The following is an 18284-nucleotide window of genomic DNA, read 5'->3' on the forward strand; positions in this document are numbered from 1 at the left end:
ACCGGATCGCCTTTCGGGACGCGCCCTCACCCCAGATGATCGCCTTGCGTGTACTACATACCGTTGAGTGGTGGGCATGGAGCTGATCTGGGACGTGGCTCAACCCACCGCCTGGCCTGGACCCCCGACGAACTAACGCGGACGGCCACTAGCGTGTTCTGAGGATCAACGAGTTCGACACCATCACCAACGACGTCACTCGGCCAAGAACTCCATCACGAGTTGGTTGAAGTCGTCGGGGCGCTCTAGTGGCAGCACGTGTGAGGAACCGTTGCCCGTGACGATCTGGAATCGGGCTCGGGGGATCCCGTCGGCCACCTCGCGCGCGACCCACGGCGGCGTCAGGAGGTCCTGCTCGCCGACGATGACAAGGGTGGGCACGTTGATGCGGCCGAGCCGATCGGAGGTGTCGAACTGCAGGTATGCCCGTGCCTGACGCTCGTAGGCCTCGGGACCGACGGGGTTAGGATTGCTCGCAAGCAGGACGGCCGTTTCCTGGACCGCCTGCTGGTTGCGGAGGAACGCCCAGGAGAACAGCCAGGTGAACTGCTGACCCGCGAACACCTCGCCGCCCGGGTCGTTGGCTTTGACCCAGTTCCAGATCGAGATCGGGTCGACGACGCTGCGGCCGGGAGCTGCAGCAGGACCGGCGAGGACCAGGCGGTCGAGGCGGTCGGCGTGCCGCTGTGCGAACTCCATCGCGATCATGCTGCCCATCGACAGGCCCAGCAGGTGGGTGCGGCGTACGTCGATCGCATCGAGCAGCCCGACGACGTCGTCAGCCATGTCCGCAATGGTGTACGGGTGGTCGGCTCTAGAGCTGCGGCCGGCGTCGCGGTTGTCGATGAGGATGACGCTGAACCGGGTGGAGAGCGCGGGGACCTGTTCCAGCGTCCACAGCGAGGAGTCGTAACCGATCCCCATCACCAGGACGAGTGGAGGACCGGCTCCGTGGATCTCGTAGTAGAGCTCCTGACCGTTGGTGCTGACGGTGCCTGACCGCGGGACATTCCCGAGGTTCCGGTGCGTCGCTTCCGCCGTGGGATCTGCGGTCGTGCTTTCCATGGGTCCTCCTCGGTCCGCCCTCGCCGTGGCGAGGTCTGGTGGCTTCACACTGAGGGCGTGAGCAACACTGTTACCGCGGTAACTTCCACGGTTCCGGTGGGGCTCAACTACCCCTGCCCCTGACCGGTCACGGACAGGAGGCGCGATGAGCGACGTCGCCAGTCATGGCACGCTCGAGCGAGCGCGTTCGGCCGCGGCGGTGAGTGACTGGCACGAGGCGTTCGACTTGCTCGTGGGCGCCGACGCGGACAACCCCCTGGCGCCCAACGACCTGGCGTTGCTCGGCGAGGTCGCGTACGCGGCTGGCTCCCTCGACACGACGATCGAGGCGTGGGAACGCGCTCACGCGGCGTACATGCAGAGCGGTGAGGTGGTCGCGGCCGCAGGGGCCGCCGTTCGGGTCGCGATGCACCTGCTCTTCGACACCGCTCTGATGGCACCGGTGCGGGGCTGGCTGGCACGCGCCGAACGGCTTCTCGAAGGGCAAGAGGAAGCACCTGCGCACGCGTGGTTCGCGGCCGTCCGCGCCAACGAGCGGATGCTCACCGGAGACCTCACCGGCGCGCGAGGGTGGGCCCGGGCAGCCATCGAGATCGGTTCGAGGCGAGACCTCGCGGCATCCGCCATCGGCGGGGTGGCCGAGGGCCGGCTTCTCATCCTGGACGGCCACGTTCAGCAGGGGCTAGCCCTGCTCGACCAGGCGGGGGTGGCGGCCGTCTCCGGAGACCTCGATCCGCTCTCGACCGGGGTCGTCTACTGCGAGCTCGTGTGCGCCCTGCAGGGCCTCGCCCAGTACGACCTGGCCGAGGAGTGGACCGAGGCGATGGAGCGGTGGTGCCAGACAAACGCCGTCGGCAGCGTCCACGGACGCTGCCGGGTTCACCGCGCGGAGATCCTGCGTCTCCGCGGGTCGTGCGGCGAGGCGGAGAGGCAGGCGTTGATGGCCTGCGAGGAGCTGCGTCCCTACCTGCGCCGTGAGCTCGGTTGGCCGCTGAACGAGCTCGGCCGGATTCGCCTGCACAAGGCGGACATAGAGGGCGCTGAGGAGGCGCTGCTCGCCGCACATCGCGCCGGGTGGGATCCCCAACCGGGTCTGGCGCTGGTACGCCTGGCCCAGGGGGCCGCGGCCACCGCGGCCGAGTCCATACGAGATGCCCTCGAACGCCCCGTCCGAGTGCCCTCGAAGGAGCGACCACCGAGCACCGATCTGCAGCGCGCACCGCTGCTCGAGGCGCAGGTCGAGATCGAGATCGCGGCCGGTGACATGGGCCGGGCTCGGTCGGCCGCCGACGAGCTGGCGCTGGTGGCAGCCCGATACGACAATAAGGCCTTGGTCGCCGGCGCGATCCTCGCTCGCGGAAGGGTACGACTCGCCGACGGCGATGCCGCCGGCGCCGAAGAGTGCGTCTCCGAAGCGGTGCGCCTGTGGAACGAGGTCGGCGCCCCCTACGAGGCGGCGCGCGCACGTATGGACCTGGCCAAGGTCCATGCCGTCCGCGGTAGCGAGCACCGGGCGTTCTTGGAGCTCGAAGCGGCCCGCACGATCCTCGACGGGATCGCCGCCGCGCCTTCGCTGTCCCCACCAGAGCACGCCGAGCGCCAGCATGCTGCCGATGAGCAGCCGGCGGAGAGCGTCAACGTCTTTCGTCGCGACGGGGACTACTGGACCGTGAGCTTCGATGGGCGCACCGTCCGCCTGCGTGACCTCAAGGGCATGCGGTACCTCGCTCGGCTCCTCGCCGAATCCGGCCGGGAGTATCACGTGCTGGATCTCGTCGCCGCCGAGGCCCGCCGAGATCCTCGGGCAGATAGCAGTCAATGTGCCACCCTGCCGCACTCCGCGCTCGGCGATGCGGGCGAGCTTCTCGATGCCCGAGCCAAGGACGCCTACCGCCGACGCCTCACCGAGATCGAGGACGACATCGACCAAGCGCGCGCCATCGGAGACGCCGAGCGGCTAGCTCAGGCAGATGCCGAACGCGACTTCCTCGTACGAGAGCTCGCACGCGCGTTCGGCCTCGGAGGTCGCGACCGACGAGCCGCGTCCGCATCCGAACGCGCTCGTGCCGCCGTAACCCGTGCGATCCGGCAAGCAATGGCCCGGATCGGTGAACACGACCCCCCGCTCGGCGAGCACCTTAGCCACGCGATCCACACCGGCACGTACTGCGCCTACCGCCCCGACCCGCGTGCGCCGGCCTGGTGGCAATCCTGACCTCAACCGCGGTCCTCGTCATCCGGACCGCCGGCGGTGTCGCTGGAAGAATGTTCCCGCCCTCGTCCTCACCCGACGCGGCCGGGAACAGCCGGTGCGCGCCGGCCAGCTGTGGCCCGGGTGCCGCAGTACCTCGACGAGGCGATCGACGCCCGCAACACTGCCGTCCGCGAGACCCTCTCGGCCGGAGTCCGGTACGCCGACCTCGCCACAGTCACCGGGCTCTCCCGAGCGGCAGCTCGACGCCATCCGACGCGGGCAGCGCCGCCAGGGAATGACCCAACGGGCGGCAGGTCGTTCCCAAACGGCCACACGGCTTCGCCTACGTCGTGGCGGTCCTGCCCGACGGGGACGTCCTCCCGATGCGGCTGTGCGACGGCGGCTACGCCAACAACTGGGGCTTCGCGATCTACCGCGTCAGCCACGCGGACTACAAGGACTCCTCCCTACCCACCGGCCAGGGCGCCGGCACCGCCGAAGACGCCCTCGACACCGCCTGCGGGCACTACCTGGCCGACCCCACTTTCTGGACTTGGCCGCCCCCGACGAACTAACGCACATGCCCACTAGCTCCTGGCGAGCCGAGAACGGGCGCGTCCCTTGATCTCGTCGATGACCGCAGTCTTTGCATCGGCGTATGCGTTCATGTCGGGCCAATCGCGTCTCGTCAGATCGCGCTTGGTGGCCTCGTAGAGCTCGCGGTCCGCCTGGTCGATCCGCAGGTGGTCCCGCAGAAGCAGATAGTCGCCAGCAGCTGGGTCCTCGAGCTCGAGGATGTGGACGTGCACATCGCGCTGCTCGGTACGAACCATTCGATGACCCGGCTCGCGAACGCGCATCTCATAGCCCGATGCGAGCAACGGTTCGAGGTAATCCTCTTCCGCGGTGATATCGGCCACCGTGACCAAGATGTCGATGATCGGCTTAGCGGCGAGACCAGGAACCGACGTAGATCCGATGTGCTCGACCGCGACCGCGGCACTCCCCACCGCGGCTCGCACACGAGCCTCATGCACGGCGTACTTGCTCGCCCACGCCGGGTCGTATGCGGCAAGGAACAGCTCGCGCTTCTCCACGCCGCCAACGAGTTCAGTTGCGGTCACATCGTCCCGACGCCGCACGCGGAACCTACGAGATTCGCCCACCGGCATGAGGCTACTCAGCCAACTCCCGGCCCACGAACTCCCGTCGCTGCCAACCTACCGACGAAGGCACGCTCGCGCTGGAAACGCGAGTCACGTGACCGCAAAAGCGGTCCGCATCTCCGCACCTGCAGATTGGTGTCATGGTTCTTCCGAGAGCCCATCCTCTGCCGCTCGCGACAAATGTGCGGACGCATTGTTGCTCTTTTCGCCACGACCCATGGGGTCCACTAGCGCCTTTACGGGCGAACTCGCTCAGGCTGGCCATCATCTGCTCCTCTTCGTGGTTCTCAGCGAGGTACGCGCCGCGTCCTAGACTAGGTCTCGGATCTGCACACAGTGGGAGACGCGGGCTCCGCGATGCGGACACCGCCCGGACAATGGAAGCCGATTTCGGCAGGATGGGACGAAACCTTGAAAACAATCAGATGAGGACGCAGCCATGGCGACGATAGCTGACCACGACGCCTACATTGCCGCGGCGCCCGAGCCCTTCCAGCCCTCGCTGAAACGGTTGCGCGCGGTACTGGCCCGCGCTCTGCCGGAAGCGGAGGAGATCGTGGCTTACAACATGCCGGGCTTCAGGATCGGCGGCTCGGTCGTCGCGGGCTATGCGGCGTTCAGCAAACAGTGCGGGCTGTATCTCCTTCCAGGCGCCATCTCCGAACACGCCGAAGAAATCGCGGCGGCCGGCCTCAAGGCGACCAAGACCGGCATCACCTTCTCGCCGCGAAAACCGATCCCCGACGACCTCGTCGAACGGCTGGCACGGGCGTCGCGAAAGGACGCCGGAGCCTGACGGCTTAGCCTGTCTTTCAGGCTCTTCACAATGCCGGCTGACGCTGCCGCCGATGCCGTCGCCGGTGCTCATCGTCAACCTCGGGGCGCCGTTCCGCATCCTCGCCGGCACCGACATCGAGACGGCCCAGTACGCCGACGGCTGCGTGGTCACCATGCCCATCCACGCGTTGGAGTTTCGGCTATCCACTCCGGACCCGGTCCGTCGGCGTGCACTTCAAGCCGTGGGGGCTGGCTCTGTTCCTGCCGGTGCCCGCGGCCGAACTGTGCGACCGGCCGGTGACGGTCGAGCAGTTTTGCGGGCCGGTCCGCCATGCTGGGCTCCGGGACCGGCTGGCCACGGCGGACGGACCGCTCAAGATGCTGACGGTGCTCGAGGATGAGCTGACGCGGCTGGGGCGACCGCAGCGGTGGCGCAGGCTACTTCGACCAGGCCCACTTCGGTCACGAGTTCCGGGCGTTCACCGGGCTACGGTCGACCCCGTACGTCGAAGTCCGGCGGCGGTTCCGCCGAGAACATCCCAGCCATGCGCTGGACGCTGGCCGCTGCCGGCCGATTGACATTCTCACGAGAACGACGGCTCACGACACCGTAATCTGAGGGCACCTCAAAGCAGAGGAGAGTCCCGTGGGCAAGGTGGTCATGTACGGCTCGGTGTCGGTGGACGGCTTCGTCGCGGACGAGAATGACCAGCCCGGGCCGCTGTTCGACTGGTTGTCCAGCGGTGACGTCCCGTTGGACGAGAGCGGCGAGGTGACGGTGTCGCAGACGTCCTACGACTACACCCGGCCGTACTGGGACCAGATCGGGGCGACACTCGTCGGCCGCCACGTCTTCGACCTGACGGACGGCTGGGATGGGAAGCCTCCGAGCGGGATCGACCACGTTGTCGTCGTCACACACCGGCCGCCGCCCGAGGGCTGGGACCCCGCGGCGCCGTTTCACTTCGTCGACGGCGTCGAGGCAGCCATGGCCAAGGCGCAAGAGCTCGCGGGTGACCGCATCGTCGAGGTCGCCGCTGGCGACGTCGGTGGCCAGGTGCTTGCCGCAGGTCTGGTCGACGAGGTGCGCATGGACGTCGTACCCGTCGTGTCCGGGTCCGGCAAGCGCTACTTCGGGTCGGTCCACGCGCAGCACCTGTTGGAGGATCCTGACGTGATTCAGGGCAACCGGGTGCTTCACCTGCGCTATCGGGTGCGCCGTTGACCGACCGTCGCCGAGGCACAAAGCAGATCCCTTACATAGATCGATGAATTTCTGACGGTCGTGAAGGGGGACGCGCCGTGACCTGTGCTGTTGCCGTGTCTCCCCTCGGGGGGACGCTGGGAGGACGCGGCCAGGGGGACAGAAAGGGGTACGTGCAGCCGCCATCGTGGAGGCATGGACAGCTCGACCGGCCTGCGGTGGCAGGGCTCTGACAGCGATGGTGTGCTCCCCCGACGCATCGTTGTCGACAAGCCCTTCGCTGAGGCGACCACCCCTGCAGAAGCGAACGGTGGGCGTGACTCACGCCCACCGCGGTGACCGGGCCTTGCCAGCTCGGCGGGCTTCCGAGCGACGCCCGTCCCGACCTTGCCGTGCACGGCGGGATCCGCACACCTGAATGGCAAGCGCGTCGACCCGATCGGAGACGACATGGCCCCCAGCAACTCCCGCCCCGCACGAACATCCAGCTTGTCCCGCTCAGCGACGCCGCAGCGCGCTTGAACGTGTCCACCAAGACGCTGCGTCGGCGGATCGCGGACGGCTCCATCACTGGCTATCGCATCGGCCGCCTCGTGCGTGTCGACCTTGAGGAGGTCACCGAGCGCTTGCTCGTCGCGATCCCGACTGTGCGTGGTGCTCGCTGAGCGCTGGACCTGGCCGAGAACGGGAGCGTCCACGGCGATGGCCGTGGACGCTCCCTGCGCTGTGCGGAGCTGGTGTGTCAGACGGCCTCGTCCGAGGGCTTCGTCTTCGCCTTCTCGGTCCGCTGAAGCTCGTCGAGCACCGTCGCACTCATCCGTGCTGCCAGGTCGATGTCCCGCGCCATCGTCGCCTTCTGGTAGCGCAGCACCACGTTGATGTCGGCGTGGCCGCCGCGCCGCATGAGCTCGGCGAGTGTGGCGCCTTCCTGCGCGAAGCGCGTGAGGCCCGTGTGCCGCAGGTCGTGGAATCGGTAGCCATCCGGCAGGCCGGGAACCAGCTCACGGTGATCGGTCCAGACCTGGTTCCACCGGGTGGCCGACATGTGCTTGAGGCCCTTCTCCTTGATCGGCACCACCGGGGCCGCCGGTTCGGCGGCCACGCGCGTGTCGAGGTGCTCGCGCAGTCGCTCGACGATGAGGGGCGGGACCGCCATCGACCGGATGCCCTTCTCGGACTTGGGGTCGGTGAGGTCGCCCGTCGAGCCGTTCTTCTGCCGGCGCACGTACAGTGTCGCCGCGGTCCGGTCGTGGTTCCAGACGATGTCCCGCCGCTGGAGGCCGAGCACCTCACCGCGCCGGAGCTGGCACCACACGCTGAGCAACACCGCGATGCTCCACGGCTGCGGGAGAGCGCCGTACAGCTGGTCCACCTGGCTCGGCGTCGCGACATCGTCCTCGGGCGTGTGGTCCAGGTCGTGGCGGACAGACTTGCGGGCCGGCGTCGCCACGTCGGGCACCTTCGCCAGGATGCCGTCGCGCACGGCGGCCCGCAGGATCATCTTCAGCACGTCGATCGCGTCCCCGGCGACACCGTTGTGCTTCGCGTTCGGCCGCAGCACCGACGGGAGCGCGGCGAGATCCCTGGCCAGGTTGCGGAGCCGCTCGGCGTCGATCTCCCGCACCTTCACGTCGCCGAGCGGCTCGAGCAGGTAGCTCTTGACCCGGCCCCTGTACATCATCAGCGTCCCCGGCTTCCGCATCCTGCCGCCCTTGCCGGGCTCACGCTCAGCGCGCTCCAGCCACTGCTCGGCGTAGTCCCCGAACGTGACGTCCCGAACCGCTGCCGCCTCGGCCTCCTCCCGCTGCCGGCGCGCGGCTTCGGCCGGCGGCTCCCACTCCCCTCTGCTGATGGACGCGTGCGTTCGGTTGAGCCACGCGCGGGCGTCCCCCTTGGTGAGGAACGTCAGTGGCCTGTCGTCCTCGGTCCGCGCCGAGTACAGCTTGCCGTCGGGCCCGTTGTAGCGGGCCTGCCACCGCTTCGAGGGCACTCTCCGCAGACTCCCCCACGCCTCGCGATGCTGCCGCGCCGCCGTCGTCTCGCTCATCTTCGTACCTCCTGGTTCGTGCCCGTCGTGCCATCCCCGTGCCATAGCGGATGGCCTTTTGGGGCCTCTCATGTCTCTAGGTGTCCACCTCTCCCCGAGACATGAAGAGGCCCGAATCCGCTAGATTCCGCGGCTCCGGGCCTCTGACCAGGCTTAACGGCCGACAACGGCCGGGCGACCGACTAAAAGTTGATCATGTGTCCCGTCAGGCCGTGAAACGCCTCCTGCAGCGCCTCGCTGAGCGTGGGGTGGGTATGGACGTTCCGGGCCAGCTCGGCGGCGGTGAGGTCCCACTTCTGGGCGAGCGTGAGCTCGGGCAGCAGCTCGGAGACGTCCGGGCCGATGAGGTGCCCGCCGAGAAGCTCGCCGTACTTCGCGTCGGCGACGAGCTTGACGAACCCGGTCGGGTCCCCAAGGCCGTGCGCCTTGCCGTTGGCGGTGAAGGGGAACTTGGCCACCTTGACGTCGTAGCCCTCGTCCTTCGCCTGCTGCTCGGTGAGCCCGAAGCTGGCCACCTGCGGCTGGCAGAACGTGGCGCGCGGCATCATCCGGTAGTCGCCGAGCTCCATGGTCTCCGCGCCGGCGATGGTCTCGGCCGCCACGACTCCCTGCGCCTCGGCCACGTGCGCGAGCTGCAACTTGGCCGTGACGTCACCGATGGCGTAGATGTGCGGCACCGAGGTGCGCATCCGGTCGTCGATGCCGATGGCGCCCCGCTCGGTGACCGCCACCCCGGTGCGCTCAAGCCCGTACCCGTCCACCCGGGGGGCGAACCCGATGGACATGAGCACCTTGTCGGCCGTCAGCTCGCCGGGCGAGCCGTCCTTGCCGGTGTAGGTCACGGTCACCGCGCTGCCGTCGTCGCGCACGGTCTCAACCTTGGTGGAGGTCAGGATCGGGACGCCGAGCTTCTTGTACGCCTTGGTGATCTCCTTGGAGACCTCGACGTCCTCGTTGGGCAGCGCCCGGTCGAGGAACTCCACGATCGTCACCTCGACACCGAAGTTGCGCAGCACGTAGCCGAACTCCATGCCGATGGCGCCGGCGCCGACGATCACGATGGAGCCGGGCAGCTCGCGGGTGAGGATCTGCTCCTCGTAGGTGACCACGTTCTCGCTCAGCTCGACACCGGGCAGCAGCCGCACGGTGGAGCCGGTGGCAATGATCGCGTGGTCGAACGAGACCGTCTCGCCGTTCACGGTCAGGGTGTGGTCGTCGACGAACTCACCGCGGCCGTCGTATTCGGTGATCTTGTTCTTCTTCATGAGGAAGTGGACGCCCTTGACGCGGCCGTCGGCCACCGCGCGGCTGCGGTCGTAAGCCGCCCCGAAATCGAAGGTCGCCTCCCCCGAGATGCCGAAGTCCTTCTTCTGGTGGGTGAAGAGGTGGGCGAGCTCGGCGTTGCGCAGGAGCGCCTTGGAGGGGATGCAGCCGACGTTCAGGCACACCCCGCCCCAGTACTTCTCCTCCACGACGGCGACGTTCAGGCCGAGCTGGGCGGCGCGGATGGCGGCGACGTAGCCGCCGGGGCCGGCACCGAGGACAACGACATCGTGGTGTGCGCTCACCCTTGGCAGACTAGGACGCCGCCGAGCACGGCGCACACCTTCCACACAGGACGAGACCGCCCGGACGCTCTGGTCCTGGCTGGGCCCGTGCCGTCTGCGTCGTCAGGCTGATCGCGTGATCAGCCCGGCGATCGCAGGCAGGCGGCGGGGCGCCGCCGCATCGTTGACCCGGCTGACGATGGTCCGCAGCCGATCCGTGTCCTCAGCGTCCAAAGTGGCCAGCACGCTGTCGATCAGCCGCACCCGCAGGGCCTCGGCCTGCTGCAGAGCCACCGTGCCCGCCGCCGTGACGTGGACGAGCGTGGCCTCGCCGGTGTTGCGCGCAGCCTCCGGGTGCGCGTGGCGGGCGAGCAGGCCCTTGCGCTCGAGGACGGCGCACGTGGCCTCCGCGGCGGGATCGGCCTGGCCAGTGGCCCGGGCGACGGCGCGGTAGTGGGCCGCACCATCGGCGACGGCGGAGAGTGCCTGCAGCTCGCCGAAGCGGAGTCCCGTAAGCCCTTCAATCGTGGCGTAGATCTGCTTCTGCGACCGGCTCACCGCCGCCGTCTCCTCGACGAGATCGAGCGTCTCGGCGAGGCGGCGGCTGGGCTCGCCGCGCTGCACCGCCGACCGGAGCCGGCGCCCACCGTCGTCGGCTGCAGCGTCGACGGCGGCTGCGGCGTCAAGGTCTGCGACGGTGCCCTCGTGCCTCGCGGCAAGATGAGCGAGAGAATTCGGGGGCAATGAGTCTGAAGAGCGCTTCACGTCATGACCAACGGATGGCAACGGCATCGTGTTCCCCTTGAGTGACCTTTCCGACAGCTGTGACCCTCATGCACCGGGTGCTCGCACCAGCCCCACCCCACGGTCGGCCACGTCCACCCCGGCCGCGATCACGTCCGTCCGGGCATGCGCGAGCAGCCGGGCGGTGACGGTACCCGCGGTCGGCGGCAAGGGTGACGCGAGCACCTCCTCCCACCACAGCGCCGCGACCCCGGCCACGTGCGGCGTCGCCATGCTCGTGCCGCTCAGCGAGGTCAGTCCGCCCCCGGCCCGGGCAGAGACCACGTCCACGCCCGGCGCGGCGACCTGCGGGAACGTGTTGGAGAACCGCGCGACCGTCAGCCCTGCCTGCGACTGCTCGAGCGCGCCCACGGACACCACCCCGTCGGCCGCGGCCGGGAGCGAGACGCCGATCTCGTAGGTCGGGTCGACGGTGCGCCGGCTCTCGTTGCCCGCGGCAGCGACGACGACCGTGCCGTGACCGAAGGCGGCCTGGCTGCGTACCAGCTCCATCAGCGCGTCGAACATGCGCAGGTTGGCGCGGTAGGCCTCCAACGCTGCGGAGGTGGCCAGGTCGGCGGGCCACCCGTCGGCCACGTGCCGGGCGACCATGCCCGGGAAGTCGAACCCGACGGACAGGGAGATGACGTGTGCGCCCTCCTGAACCGCCCACTGCAGCCCGTGAAAGAGCATGGTGGAGTCGCCGGCGCCGTCGTCGCGCAGGACCTTGCCCGCCAGCGCCGTGCTCACCCCAGGAGCCACCCCGATGCGGGTGCCGTCGACGTCTCGGCCGAAGATCGTGCCCGCGCAGTGGGTGCCGTGACCCTGGTGGTCACCGTCGCCGGTACCGGCGAAGTCGCGTTGCACGAGGTCGACTCCGGCGAAGGCGGGGTGGGCGGCGTCGATCCCCGTGTCCAGGACGGCGACGGTCACGCCGGCGCCGGTGCGCGGTGAGACGTCCGCGCCGACGGCTCGCACACCCCAGGTGCTCGGCCCGGGTGACCTGTCGACCGCCTGCTCGGCCACGGGGAAGATCAGCCGGGTCGGCATGACCGGCGCGAACGCCCGAACAGCCGGGTCCCGGGCCACCTCGCCGAGCTCGGACTTGCTGAGCCGTGCCACGTCGACCGCCGGTGCGGCCAGCGTCACGCCGGCCTCACCCAGGACGGTTGGCCCGGGCGTCCGCGGCCGCGCGAACGGTCCCGCCGACGGGTACTCACCGGTCTCACGCAGGATGCAGTAGGTGCCGTCCATGTCTCCCCCTCCGACATCCGGAGCCAACCAGAGACCACTGACAACGCCGCCTCCGACCCGCCGGACGGCGCCGATGGCCGGCGCCCCGGGCCAGTCGTCTGCAGGACCGGACCGCGGCACGGTCGCTACCTTTGACCCGGACGAGCAACCCGGACGAGCAACCCGGCGGTGGGGCGGAGGAACAGATGAGCAGCCATGTGACCACCCATGTGCTCGACGCCGCCCTGGGCCGGCCGGCGGAGGGTGTTCCTGTTCGGCTGGAGCACGTTACCGAGGACGGCTGGGAGCCGGTCGCGGCCGCCACGACCGACGAGGACGGTCGCGCGAGCGACCTCGGCCCCGCGCACCTGCCCGAGGGCGTGTACCGCGTCGTCTTCGACACTGACCACTACTTCGACGCCACCGCGCAGGTGGGTTTCTACCCGGAGGTGACGGTCACCTTCCTGCTGGGTGACGCCGCGGCGCACTACCACGTCCCGCTCCTGCTGAGCCCGTTCGCGTACACCACCTACCGCGGCAGCTGAGCCGGCGCGGGCCCGCCGGGGCGCGGTGGTAGGCGTGTGCTCGAAGGCGCGGCGATAGGCGCGGCGTCCGTAGCCGCGCCGCTGCGTCAGCGCGCGTTCTTCAGCGCACCCCACGCGTGCCAGCGCTCGATCCGGATCCAGGCGCTGACCCGTGGCTTGTCGCGCACGGGGTACGGGTGACCGGTGTAGTGCCGGGAGATCCGGTCGATGTCGGCCAGGTCGGCGTCGTCCTGCATCTCCGCCACCGTGCCGAGGATGCTCACGTGCGTGGTCCACGCCGCGGGATCCATCGCGCTGAGGCTCACGCGCGGGTCGGCGCGCAGATGGGCGAGGCGCCGTCGTCCGGCATCCATGTTGACCAGGACCTGACCGTCCTCGTAGAGGTACCAGGTGGGCACGGAGACGGGGTGGCCGTCGGCCCGGGCCGTGGCGATGGTGGCGTGGTTGGGCCGGGCGAGCATCGTTGCGACATCGGCGGGCAGGGGTGGTCTGGGCACGGCGGCGTCCTCTCGGCGGTTCGTTCCGGACGGTACCAGCGTGCGTGCGCCGCGTTCCGCCGTCGGGCTCGGCCCGATCGGGCAGGATGGGCGAAGCGGGCATACGGGACGAGGAGGTCTGGGTGTGATCGACGAGGCGGAGCTGCGTCATCTGAGCCGTTGCGTCGAGCTGGCGGAGGAGGCGTTGGCTGCGGGCGACGAGCCGTTCGGCTCCGTGCTGGTGGGCGCCGACGGCGTCGCGCTCGCCGAGGACCGCAACCGCGTCGCCGGCGGGGACCGGACCCGCCACCCCGAGCTCGCACTCGCGCAGTGGGCAGCGGCCCACCTCACCCCCGCCGAGCGGGCCGGCGCGACGGTGTACACGTCGGGCGAGCACTGCCCGATGTGCGCCGCCGCGCACGCCTGGGTCGGCCTGGGCCGGATCGTCTACGCCGCCAGCTCGGCGCAGCTCGGGCAGTGGCTGGCCGAGCTCGGCGTGCCCGCCCCGCCCGTACGGACCCTGCCGGTCAACGCCGTCGCGCCGGACGTGATCGTGGAGGGCCCGGTGCCCAAGCTGGCCGAGCAGGTGCGCGACCTCCACGTCCGGCTGCACACGCGCGACGGCGACGGCGGCTAGACACGACAGGACGACGACCCACGCGGACACGACAGGACGACGACGCACAAGGAGTGGACATGGACGTCTCACACATCGCCACCGGCTTCTCGGCCGCGATCCCCGGGTGGGTGCTCGAGGAGGTCGCACGCCTGCCGGCCTCGCTCGGCTCGGCGGAGGACCGGGTCGGCCTGGTGAACCTGCTGGCGGCCCGCAACTTCCGCGAGGGCGGTGGGGGGCCGTTCGCGGCCGCCGTCGTCGAGTCCGAGACGGGGCGGGTGGTCTCGGTCGGCGTCAATCAGGTCATCGCGTCTAACCTGTCGGTCACGCACGCGGAGGTCATGGCCCTGTGCCTGGCGCAGACGGCGCTGGGCAGCTGGGACCTGGGTGGCCCGGGCATGCCGGCCCACCAGCTCGTGGTCAACTGGCGGCCGTGCACCCAGTGCTACGGCGCCGTGCTGTGGTCGGGGGTGTCGAGCCTGCTCATCGCGGGCGATGGGCCGGAGGTGGAGCGCCTCACCTCGTTCGACGAGGGCCCGATGCGCGAGGACTGGGCCGAGCAGTTCCGCAGCCGGGGCATCGAGGTGGTTCGCGACGTGCGGCGCGAGGAGGCCCTGGAGGTCTTCCGTCAGTACGGCGAGGCGGTCGCGAGCGGGGAGGCGGCCGTCTACAACGCCCGCGGCACCGGCACGAACGTGTGACCCGAGGCCTGGTTTTACTGCGGGTCTGCTCGGTGTCTACTCCGCCACCGGCGCGGCCGCGTCCGACGGCGTGTCCTCCCGGTGGTGCAGCTCGGCCACGGCGCGGAGCTTCTCCAGGTCCAGCTCGTCGCTGCGCGCCACGGCCAGGCGCACCGGTGTCAGCGCCAGCAGCGTGGCGGTGCGCCTGCCGCCTTCGAGCACGGCCCGCTCCCCCAGGACCGCGCCGGCGCCGACCTGGGCGAGCTGCTTGCCATCGTGCTCCACGGTGAGGACGCCGTCGAGCACCAGGTAGATCGCCTCGCCCACCTCGCCCTGGCGGGTGACGACCGTGCCCGCGGGCAGCCGGCGAATCTCCGGGGTGTGCCCGGCGCGCATGATCCCGCCCGAGACCTGCCGCTCGACCGCGCTCTCCGCCTCGGCCACCACGGCCTCGGAGTCCTGATCGCCCCAGGGCGTGCGGGGGCCGAAGGAGTGCGCCATCCAGCCTTCCTGGTCGGTGAGCCCGCTCTTGAGGGACAAGGTGCCGTCGGGCCCGTACACCCAGTGCCGGGGGAACGCGCTGGCGCCCGGCATGGCGATATCCGTACTGCCGTCGGAACGCAGGGTGAGCGCCAGGGTCGTCCACACGATCGGGGCCTGCCACATCACGAACGGGGCGTGCGGGACCGGGCGGGGCAGCGGGACCCCCGTGCGTCCACCGACGGTCTGGGTGAAGTGCACGATGCCCGGCTCGACCACCGGCTCCTGCTGGAGGGTGGGCAGGGAGTAGCCGCCGAACGTGGCCCCGACCGAGGCCACCCGCACGGTCGTCGACCCCATGACGACGCCGGAGTCCTCGCCGTACGCCCAGGCGGTGGGCGTGCCGTCGTCGTCGAACTCCGCCCATGCCGTCAGGACATTCGCGAACCGGAACCGGTCGTCGGCGCGGAGCTGCTGCACCGCGTCCAGGCTCGGCAGGCGGTCGAGCGGCGGGACGTCGTAGTGGGCCAGCCCGACGTCGAAGCCGCGCCGCAGCCAGCCGGAGACGGACTCCGAAGGGATCCAGGACAGGGACACCAGGTGGGACTCGACGCGCATCCTCGGCCTCCGTTGGTCGCCGGACGCGGCCTGCGCCGGTTCGGGTGCTCGCCATTCAACACGAGCCGGTGAGCACCCGCTACGCCCTTTCGGAACCGACCGCGCCCGGTCCAGTGCGCCCGCGTGTCTCGGCAGCGGCGGCCCGCGAGCTCAGCGGGGCGTGGTGAGCCAGCCGGGGTCGTCGTCGGGCAGGTCCTCCTGGATCATGGCTCCTCCGTCGGTTCAGCGGCTCACTCCCCCTCGGGGGCGTCGACGACGGCGTCGACCTCGGCGTCGATCTCGGGGGGCGCCGGCGTCTCCCGCTCGACCAGAGCCTGGAGCGCCTCCCGCAGCAGGCGGGACGTCTCGGTGATCCCCGTGAGGACGGCCGCCTGCTTGAGCAGCTCGCCGTCGAGCGAGACGGTGATGCGCAACGAGGCCCTCCACTTGTCAAGCAGCAGACCGGACGGGGGTCGGACCAGTCACGCTACGCCGCGGCGGGGGCAACCGCATCGCCACCCCGCGGCGGCGTCACCGCCGACCTACTAGAACAGGGCGACCTTGCGTGCGGGCGGGAAGATCTCGTCGAGCTCGGCCAGGTCCTGCGCCGTCGGCTGCCACCGGGCGGCGTGCGCGTTCTGGGCGACCTGCTCGGGCCGGGTGGCGCCGGCGATGACCGAGGCGACCGCGGGCTGCGCGGCCAGCCAGGAGAAGGCGACGTCGACCTCGGTGAGGTCCCGGGCGCGCGCGTACGCGGAGAACCGGGCCAGCTGCTCGAAGTCCGTCTGCGCCAGCAGCTGCTGCTTGGAGTAGGACAGCCGGCTGCCCTCGGGGGCGGCGCCGTGCCCGTACTTCCCGGTGAGCAGGCCGTTGGCGAGCGGAAAGTACGGGAGGACGCCCAGGCCGTAGTGCTCGGCGGCCGGGAGCACCTCGAGCTCGGCGCGGCGGTCGAGGAGATTGTAGTGGTTCTGCGCCGAGATGAACCGTGTTGTGCCCATCTCGCGGGCCACGTGCTCCGCGTCGGCGATCTGCCAGCCGGCGCGGTTGGAGTGGCCGATGTAGCGGACCTTGCCGGAGCTGACGAGGTCGTCCAGCGCGTCGAGGGTCTCCTCGATCGGGGTCAGCGGATCGGGGGTGTGGAACTGGTACAGGTCGATCCAGTCGGTGCCCAGGCGCCGCAGCGACGCCTCCACGGCGGTGACGATGTACCGGCGGGAGCCGCGCGCGCCGTAGTCGGGCCCGTTGGCGCCGCGCACGTCCATGCCGAACTTCGTCGCCACGACGACGTCGCCGCGGCGGCTGCCCAGCGCCCGGCCCAGCAGCTCCTCGCTCATGCCCGGTGTGGTGCCGTAGTTGTCGGCGGTGTCGAACAAGGTGATCCCGGCGTCGAGGGCGGCGTGGACGACGGCAGTCGTGCCCTCTGCGGTCTCGGTGGGGGCGTTGGCCCGGCCGAGATTGTTGCAGCCGAGGCCGACGACAGAAACCGTGAGGCCGGACCGGCCCAGACGCGCATACTCCATGTGGCCGACCTTATCGACGGGATCCGTCTATTTCAGTCAGCGACCCGGGGGGCCCACAAGGTCGCACGTCACAAGGGGCGGGGTGGCGGGTTGCGTCAGCCACCGAGCCGTTCCGCGGTGACCCGCAGCGCCTCCAGCACCCGCTCCCAGTTCGCGGTGGAGTGGTCGGCGGCCCCCTGGCTCGGGTTGTTGTCCTGGGTGAGTGTGACCCGGGTCCCGCGCGCGGACTCCTCGAGCGTGAAGGTCAACGTGTGGTAGCTCTCCGGCACGTCCGGCTGCCCGCTCAGGGGGCTGTAGTGCGTGTACCGCAGCAGGCGCGGCTCGTCGGCCTCGAGGATCTCGCCGTGGTCCTCAAAGCTGCGGCCCTCGTACTCCCCGCGGAAGGTGATCGGGCTGCCGGGCTGGAAGTCGCTGGCAACGGTGCTGCCGAACATGTAGGTGCTGGCCAGCTCCGGGTTCACCAGGGCGGACCAGACGGTGTGCGGCAGCGCGGCGACGTCGGTGGTGGATCGAGAGACGTAATCGGTCATGAGTGGCCCTCCGTCGGTCGTCTCCAAGGGTCGTCCCCGTGCCGGGCCCGGGCAAGTCGCATGAGGTTGGCGCTCTCGCGCCGTCAGCGCGTCAGCGCGCGAACCGGGCGGCCAGACGCGGGTCGGAGAGCTGGAGCACGAGCCAGGGGCTGAACGCCCACGGGGCAGCCGTGACGGCCGCAAGCAGGTCGGCCGGCGCCACCCAGGCCACCTCGGCCACCTCGCTCGGCTCCGGCTCGGGACCGTCGAGGAGCCGGGCGGCGTAGACGGGGCACATCTCGTTCTCGACGATGCCGGAGGCGTCCACGGCGCGGTAGCGGAAGTCCGGGAGCACCATCTCCAGGCCCGTGATCTCCAGGCCGAGCTCGAACCGGCCGCGCCGAGTCACCGCGTCCTCGGGCCGCTCACCCGGTGCCGGGTGCCCGCAGAAGGCATTGGTCCACACGCCCGGCCAGGTGAGCTTGGACAGCGCGCGGCGGCTGACCAGGACACGTCCGGCGTCGTCGAAGACATGGCAGGAGAACGCCAGGTGCAACGGGGTACTGGCGGTGTGGACCGCCGCCTTGTCGGCCGAGCCGACGGCGCGGCCCTCGTCGTCGAGCAGCACCACGTGTTCCGGGTGGCCCAGCTCGTCGGGGCGTGCGGGCGCGCCGGGTCGGTCCAGGTCGGTCACGTGGGTCGGTCCCCTTGGATGCGCGGCGGACCGCCCCGTGCGGTCCGTGGTCCCGCGAGCCTAGCCCGGTGCGCCGTCGGGCACGGAGACGGCACCGCCGTCGGGCACGGAGACGGCACCGACGCCGGGCGCGGTGCCGGCCGACGTCCGG

The 18284-nt window shown here is 70.4% G+C and carries 20 protein-coding genes and 1 pseudogene; 9 read left to right on the top strand and 12 right to left on the bottom strand.

Annotation, left to right across the window (positions count from 1 at the left end; translation table 11 throughout):
• Nucleotides 1-195: 195 nt before the first annotated feature.
• Nucleotides 196-1065, bottom strand: coding sequence for an alpha/beta fold hydrolase (locus FE374_RS10510; RefSeq protein ID WP_139928873.1), 870 nt, complete (start codon nt 1063-1065; stop codon nt 196-198).
• A 145-nt stretch (nt 1066-1210) separates the two neighbouring features.
• Between FE374_RS10510 and FE374_RS10515 the strand changes: the two genes are divergently transcribed.
• Both FE374_RS10515 and FE374_RS10520 read left to right on the top strand, forming a co-directional pair.
• Nucleotides 1211-3280, top strand: coding sequence for a transcriptional regulator (locus FE374_RS10515; RefSeq protein ID WP_139928875.1), 2070 nt, complete (start codon nt 1211-1213; stop codon nt 3278-3280).
• A 329-nt stretch (nt 3281-3609) separates the two neighbouring features.
• Nucleotides 3610-3834, top strand: a complete 225-nt coding sequence (locus tag FE374_RS10520; RefSeq protein WP_139928877.1) for a hypothetical protein — start codon at nt 3610-3612, stop codon at nt 3832-3834.
• A gap of 12 nt (nt 3835-3846) precedes the next feature.
• On the opposite strand, the gene FE374_RS10525 is transcribed toward FE374_RS10520, so the two are convergent.
• Entirely contained in the window at nt 3847-4425 is a 579-nt protein-coding gene (locus tag FE374_RS10525) for a GrpB family protein (protein WP_230978249.1), read from the bottom strand.
• A 439-nt stretch (nt 4426-4864) separates the two neighbouring features.
• Between FE374_RS10525 and FE374_RS10530 the strand changes: the two genes are divergently transcribed.
• From FE374_RS10530 to FE374_RS20080, 4 genes and pseudogenes are all read left to right on the top strand, one after another.
• Complete coding sequence (locus FE374_RS10530) at nt 4865-5221, top strand: iron chaperone (protein WP_139928880.1); 357 nt, start codon at nt 4865-4867, stop codon at nt 5219-5221.
• Nucleotides 5220-5781 (top strand): annotated as a pseudogene (locus FE374_RS20400) (AraC family transcriptional regulator); the annotation flags it as partial. The gene FE374_RS10530 and the pseudogene FE374_RS20400, both read left to right, overlap by 2 nt.
• Before the next feature lie 67 nt (nt 5782-5848).
• Nucleotides 5849-6427 carry a dihydrofolate reductase family protein gene (locus tag FE374_RS10540; protein WP_139928883.1) on the top strand — a complete coding sequence of 193 codons (579 nt, stop codon included), beginning with the start codon at nt 5849-5851 and terminating at the stop codon, nt 6425-6427.
• Between the two features lie 461 nt (nt 6428-6888).
• Nucleotides 6889-7071: an excisionase family DNA-binding protein gene (locus FE374_RS20080; protein ID WP_139931535.1), complete on the top strand. Its 183-nt coding sequence runs from the start codon at nt 6889-6891 to the stop codon at nt 7069-7071.
• A 77-nt stretch (nt 7072-7148) separates the two neighbouring features.
• Here the strand turns inward: FE374_RS20080 and FE374_RS10550 are convergent, their stop codons facing one another.
• The 4 genes from FE374_RS10550 to FE374_RS10565 form a co-directional block, all read right to left on the bottom strand.
• Entirely contained in the window at nt 7149-8453 is a 1305-nt protein-coding gene (locus FE374_RS10550; RefSeq protein ID WP_139928885.1) for a tyrosine-type recombinase/integrase, read from the bottom strand.
• Nucleotides 8454-8635: 182 nt separating this feature from the next.
• Nucleotides 8636-10021, bottom strand: a complete 1386-nt coding sequence (gene lpdA, locus FE374_RS10555; protein WP_139928887.1) for a dihydrolipoyl dehydrogenase — start codon at nt 10019-10021, stop codon at nt 8636-8638.
• Between the two features lie 102 nt (nt 10022-10123).
• Nucleotides 10124-10744, bottom strand: coding sequence for a helix-turn-helix domain-containing protein (locus tag FE374_RS10560; protein WP_139928888.1), 621 nt, complete (start codon nt 10742-10744; stop codon nt 10124-10126).
• Nucleotides 10745-10831: 87 nt separating this feature from the next.
• Nucleotides 10832-12037, bottom strand: coding sequence for a S8 family peptidase (locus FE374_RS10565; RefSeq protein WP_139928889.1), 1206 nt, complete (start codon nt 12035-12037; stop codon nt 10832-10834).
• A gap of 185 nt (nt 12038-12222) precedes the next feature.
• Between FE374_RS10565 and uraH the strand changes: the two genes are divergently transcribed.
• On the top strand, nt 12223-12561 hold the full coding sequence (gene uraH / locus FE374_RS10570) for a hydroxyisourate hydrolase (protein ID WP_139928890.1): 339 nt from the start codon (nt 12223-12225) through the stop codon (nt 12559-12561).
• A gap of 86 nt (nt 12562-12647) precedes the next feature.
• Here the strand turns inward: uraH and FE374_RS10575 are convergent, their stop codons facing one another.
• Complete coding sequence (locus FE374_RS10575) at nt 12648-13058, bottom strand: PPOX class F420-dependent oxidoreductase (protein ID WP_139928895.1); 411 nt, start codon at nt 13056-13058, stop codon at nt 12648-12650.
• 124 nt (nt 13059-13182) lie between these two features.
• Here FE374_RS10575 and FE374_RS10580 point away from each other — a divergent pair, with 124 nt between their 5' ends.
• Both FE374_RS10580 and FE374_RS10585 read left to right on the top strand, forming a co-directional pair.
• Nucleotides 13183-13674: a nucleoside deaminase gene (locus FE374_RS10580; protein ID WP_139928896.1), complete on the top strand. Its 492-nt coding sequence runs from the start codon at nt 13183-13185 to the stop codon at nt 13672-13674.
• Nucleotides 13675-13733: 59 nt separating this feature from the next.
• Nucleotides 13734-14354: a nucleoside deaminase gene (locus FE374_RS10585; RefSeq protein ID WP_139928900.1), complete on the top strand. Its 621-nt coding sequence runs from the start codon at nt 13734-13736 to the stop codon at nt 14352-14354.
• A gap of 36 nt (nt 14355-14390) precedes the next feature.
• Here the strand turns inward: FE374_RS10585 and FE374_RS20085 are convergent, their stop codons facing one another.
• The 5 genes from FE374_RS20085 to idi all read right to left on the bottom strand — a co-directional run bounded on the left by FE374_RS20085 (nt 14391) and on the right by idi (nt 18133).
• Nucleotides 14391-15431, bottom strand: coding sequence for a cyclic nucleotide-binding domain-containing protein (locus FE374_RS20085; protein WP_139928901.1), 1041 nt, complete (start codon nt 15429-15431; stop codon nt 14391-14393).
• A 230-nt stretch (nt 15432-15661) separates the two neighbouring features.
• The gene (locus tag FE374_RS10595) at nt 15662-15844 is read right to left on the bottom strand and encodes a type II toxin-antitoxin system VapB family antitoxin (protein WP_139928903.1); all 183 of its coding nucleotides are present in this window, start codon (nt 15842-15844) and stop codon (nt 15662-15664) included.
• 111 nt (nt 15845-15955) lie between these two features.
• Complete coding sequence (locus FE374_RS10600) at nt 15956-16930, bottom strand: aldo/keto reductase (protein ID WP_139928905.1); 975 nt, start codon at nt 16928-16930, stop codon at nt 15956-15958.
• 95 nt (nt 16931-17025) lie between these two features.
• A complete protein-coding gene (locus tag FE374_RS10605) occupies nt 17026-17460 on the bottom strand; it encodes an SRPBCC domain-containing protein (protein ID WP_139928907.1) in 435 nt (144 codons plus the stop codon).
• 91 nt (nt 17461-17551) lie between these two features.
• Nucleotides 17552-18133 carry an isopentenyl-diphosphate Delta-isomerase gene (gene idi, locus FE374_RS10610; RefSeq protein ID WP_230978251.1) on the bottom strand — a complete coding sequence of 194 codons (582 nt, stop codon included), beginning with the start codon at nt 18131-18133 and terminating at the stop codon, nt 17552-17554.
• Nucleotides 18134-18284: the final 151 nt, after the last annotated feature.

This window comes from Georgenia yuyongxinii (assembly GCF_006352065.1).
Taxonomy (GTDB): domain Bacteria; phylum Actinomycetota; class Actinomycetes; order Actinomycetales; family Actinomycetaceae; genus Georgenia; species Georgenia yuyongxinii.

Coding starts and splice junctions, on each gene's coding strand:
- uraH (WP_139928890.1), top strand. CDS start 12,223: ATGAGCAGCCATGTGACCACCCATGTGCTCGACGCCGCCCTGGGCCGG.
- FE374_RS10600 (WP_139928905.1), bottom strand. CDS start 16,930: ATGGAGTATGCGCGTCTGGGCCGGTCCGGCCTCACGGTTTCTGTCGTC.
- FE374_RS20085 (WP_139928901.1), bottom strand. CDS start 15,431: ATGCGCGTCGAGTCCCACCTGGTGTCCCTGTCCTGGATCCCTTCGGAG.
- FE374_RS10515 (WP_139928875.1), top strand. CDS start 1,211: ATGAGCGACGTCGCCAGTCATGGCACGCTCGAGCGAGCGCGTTCGGCC.
- FE374_RS10565 (WP_139928889.1), bottom strand. CDS start 12,037: ATGGACGGCACCTACTGCATCCTGCGTGAGACCGGTGAGTACCCGTCG.
- FE374_RS10605 (WP_139928907.1), bottom strand. CDS start 17,460: ATGACCGATTACGTCTCTCGATCCACCACCGACGTCGCCGCGCTGCCG.
- FE374_RS10550 (WP_139928885.1), bottom strand. CDS start 8,453: ATGAGCGAGACGACGGCGGCGCGGCAGCATCGCGAGGCGTGGGGGAGT.
- FE374_RS10585 (WP_139928900.1), top strand. CDS start 13,734: ATGGACGTCTCACACATCGCCACCGGCTTCTCGGCCGCGATCCCCGGG.
- FE374_RS10530 (WP_139928880.1), top strand. CDS start 4,865: ATGGCGACGATAGCTGACCACGACGCCTACATTGCCGCGGCGCCCGAG.
- FE374_RS10510 (WP_139928873.1), bottom strand. CDS start 1,065: ATGGAAAGCACGACCGCAGATCCCACGGCGGAAGCGACGCACCGGAAC.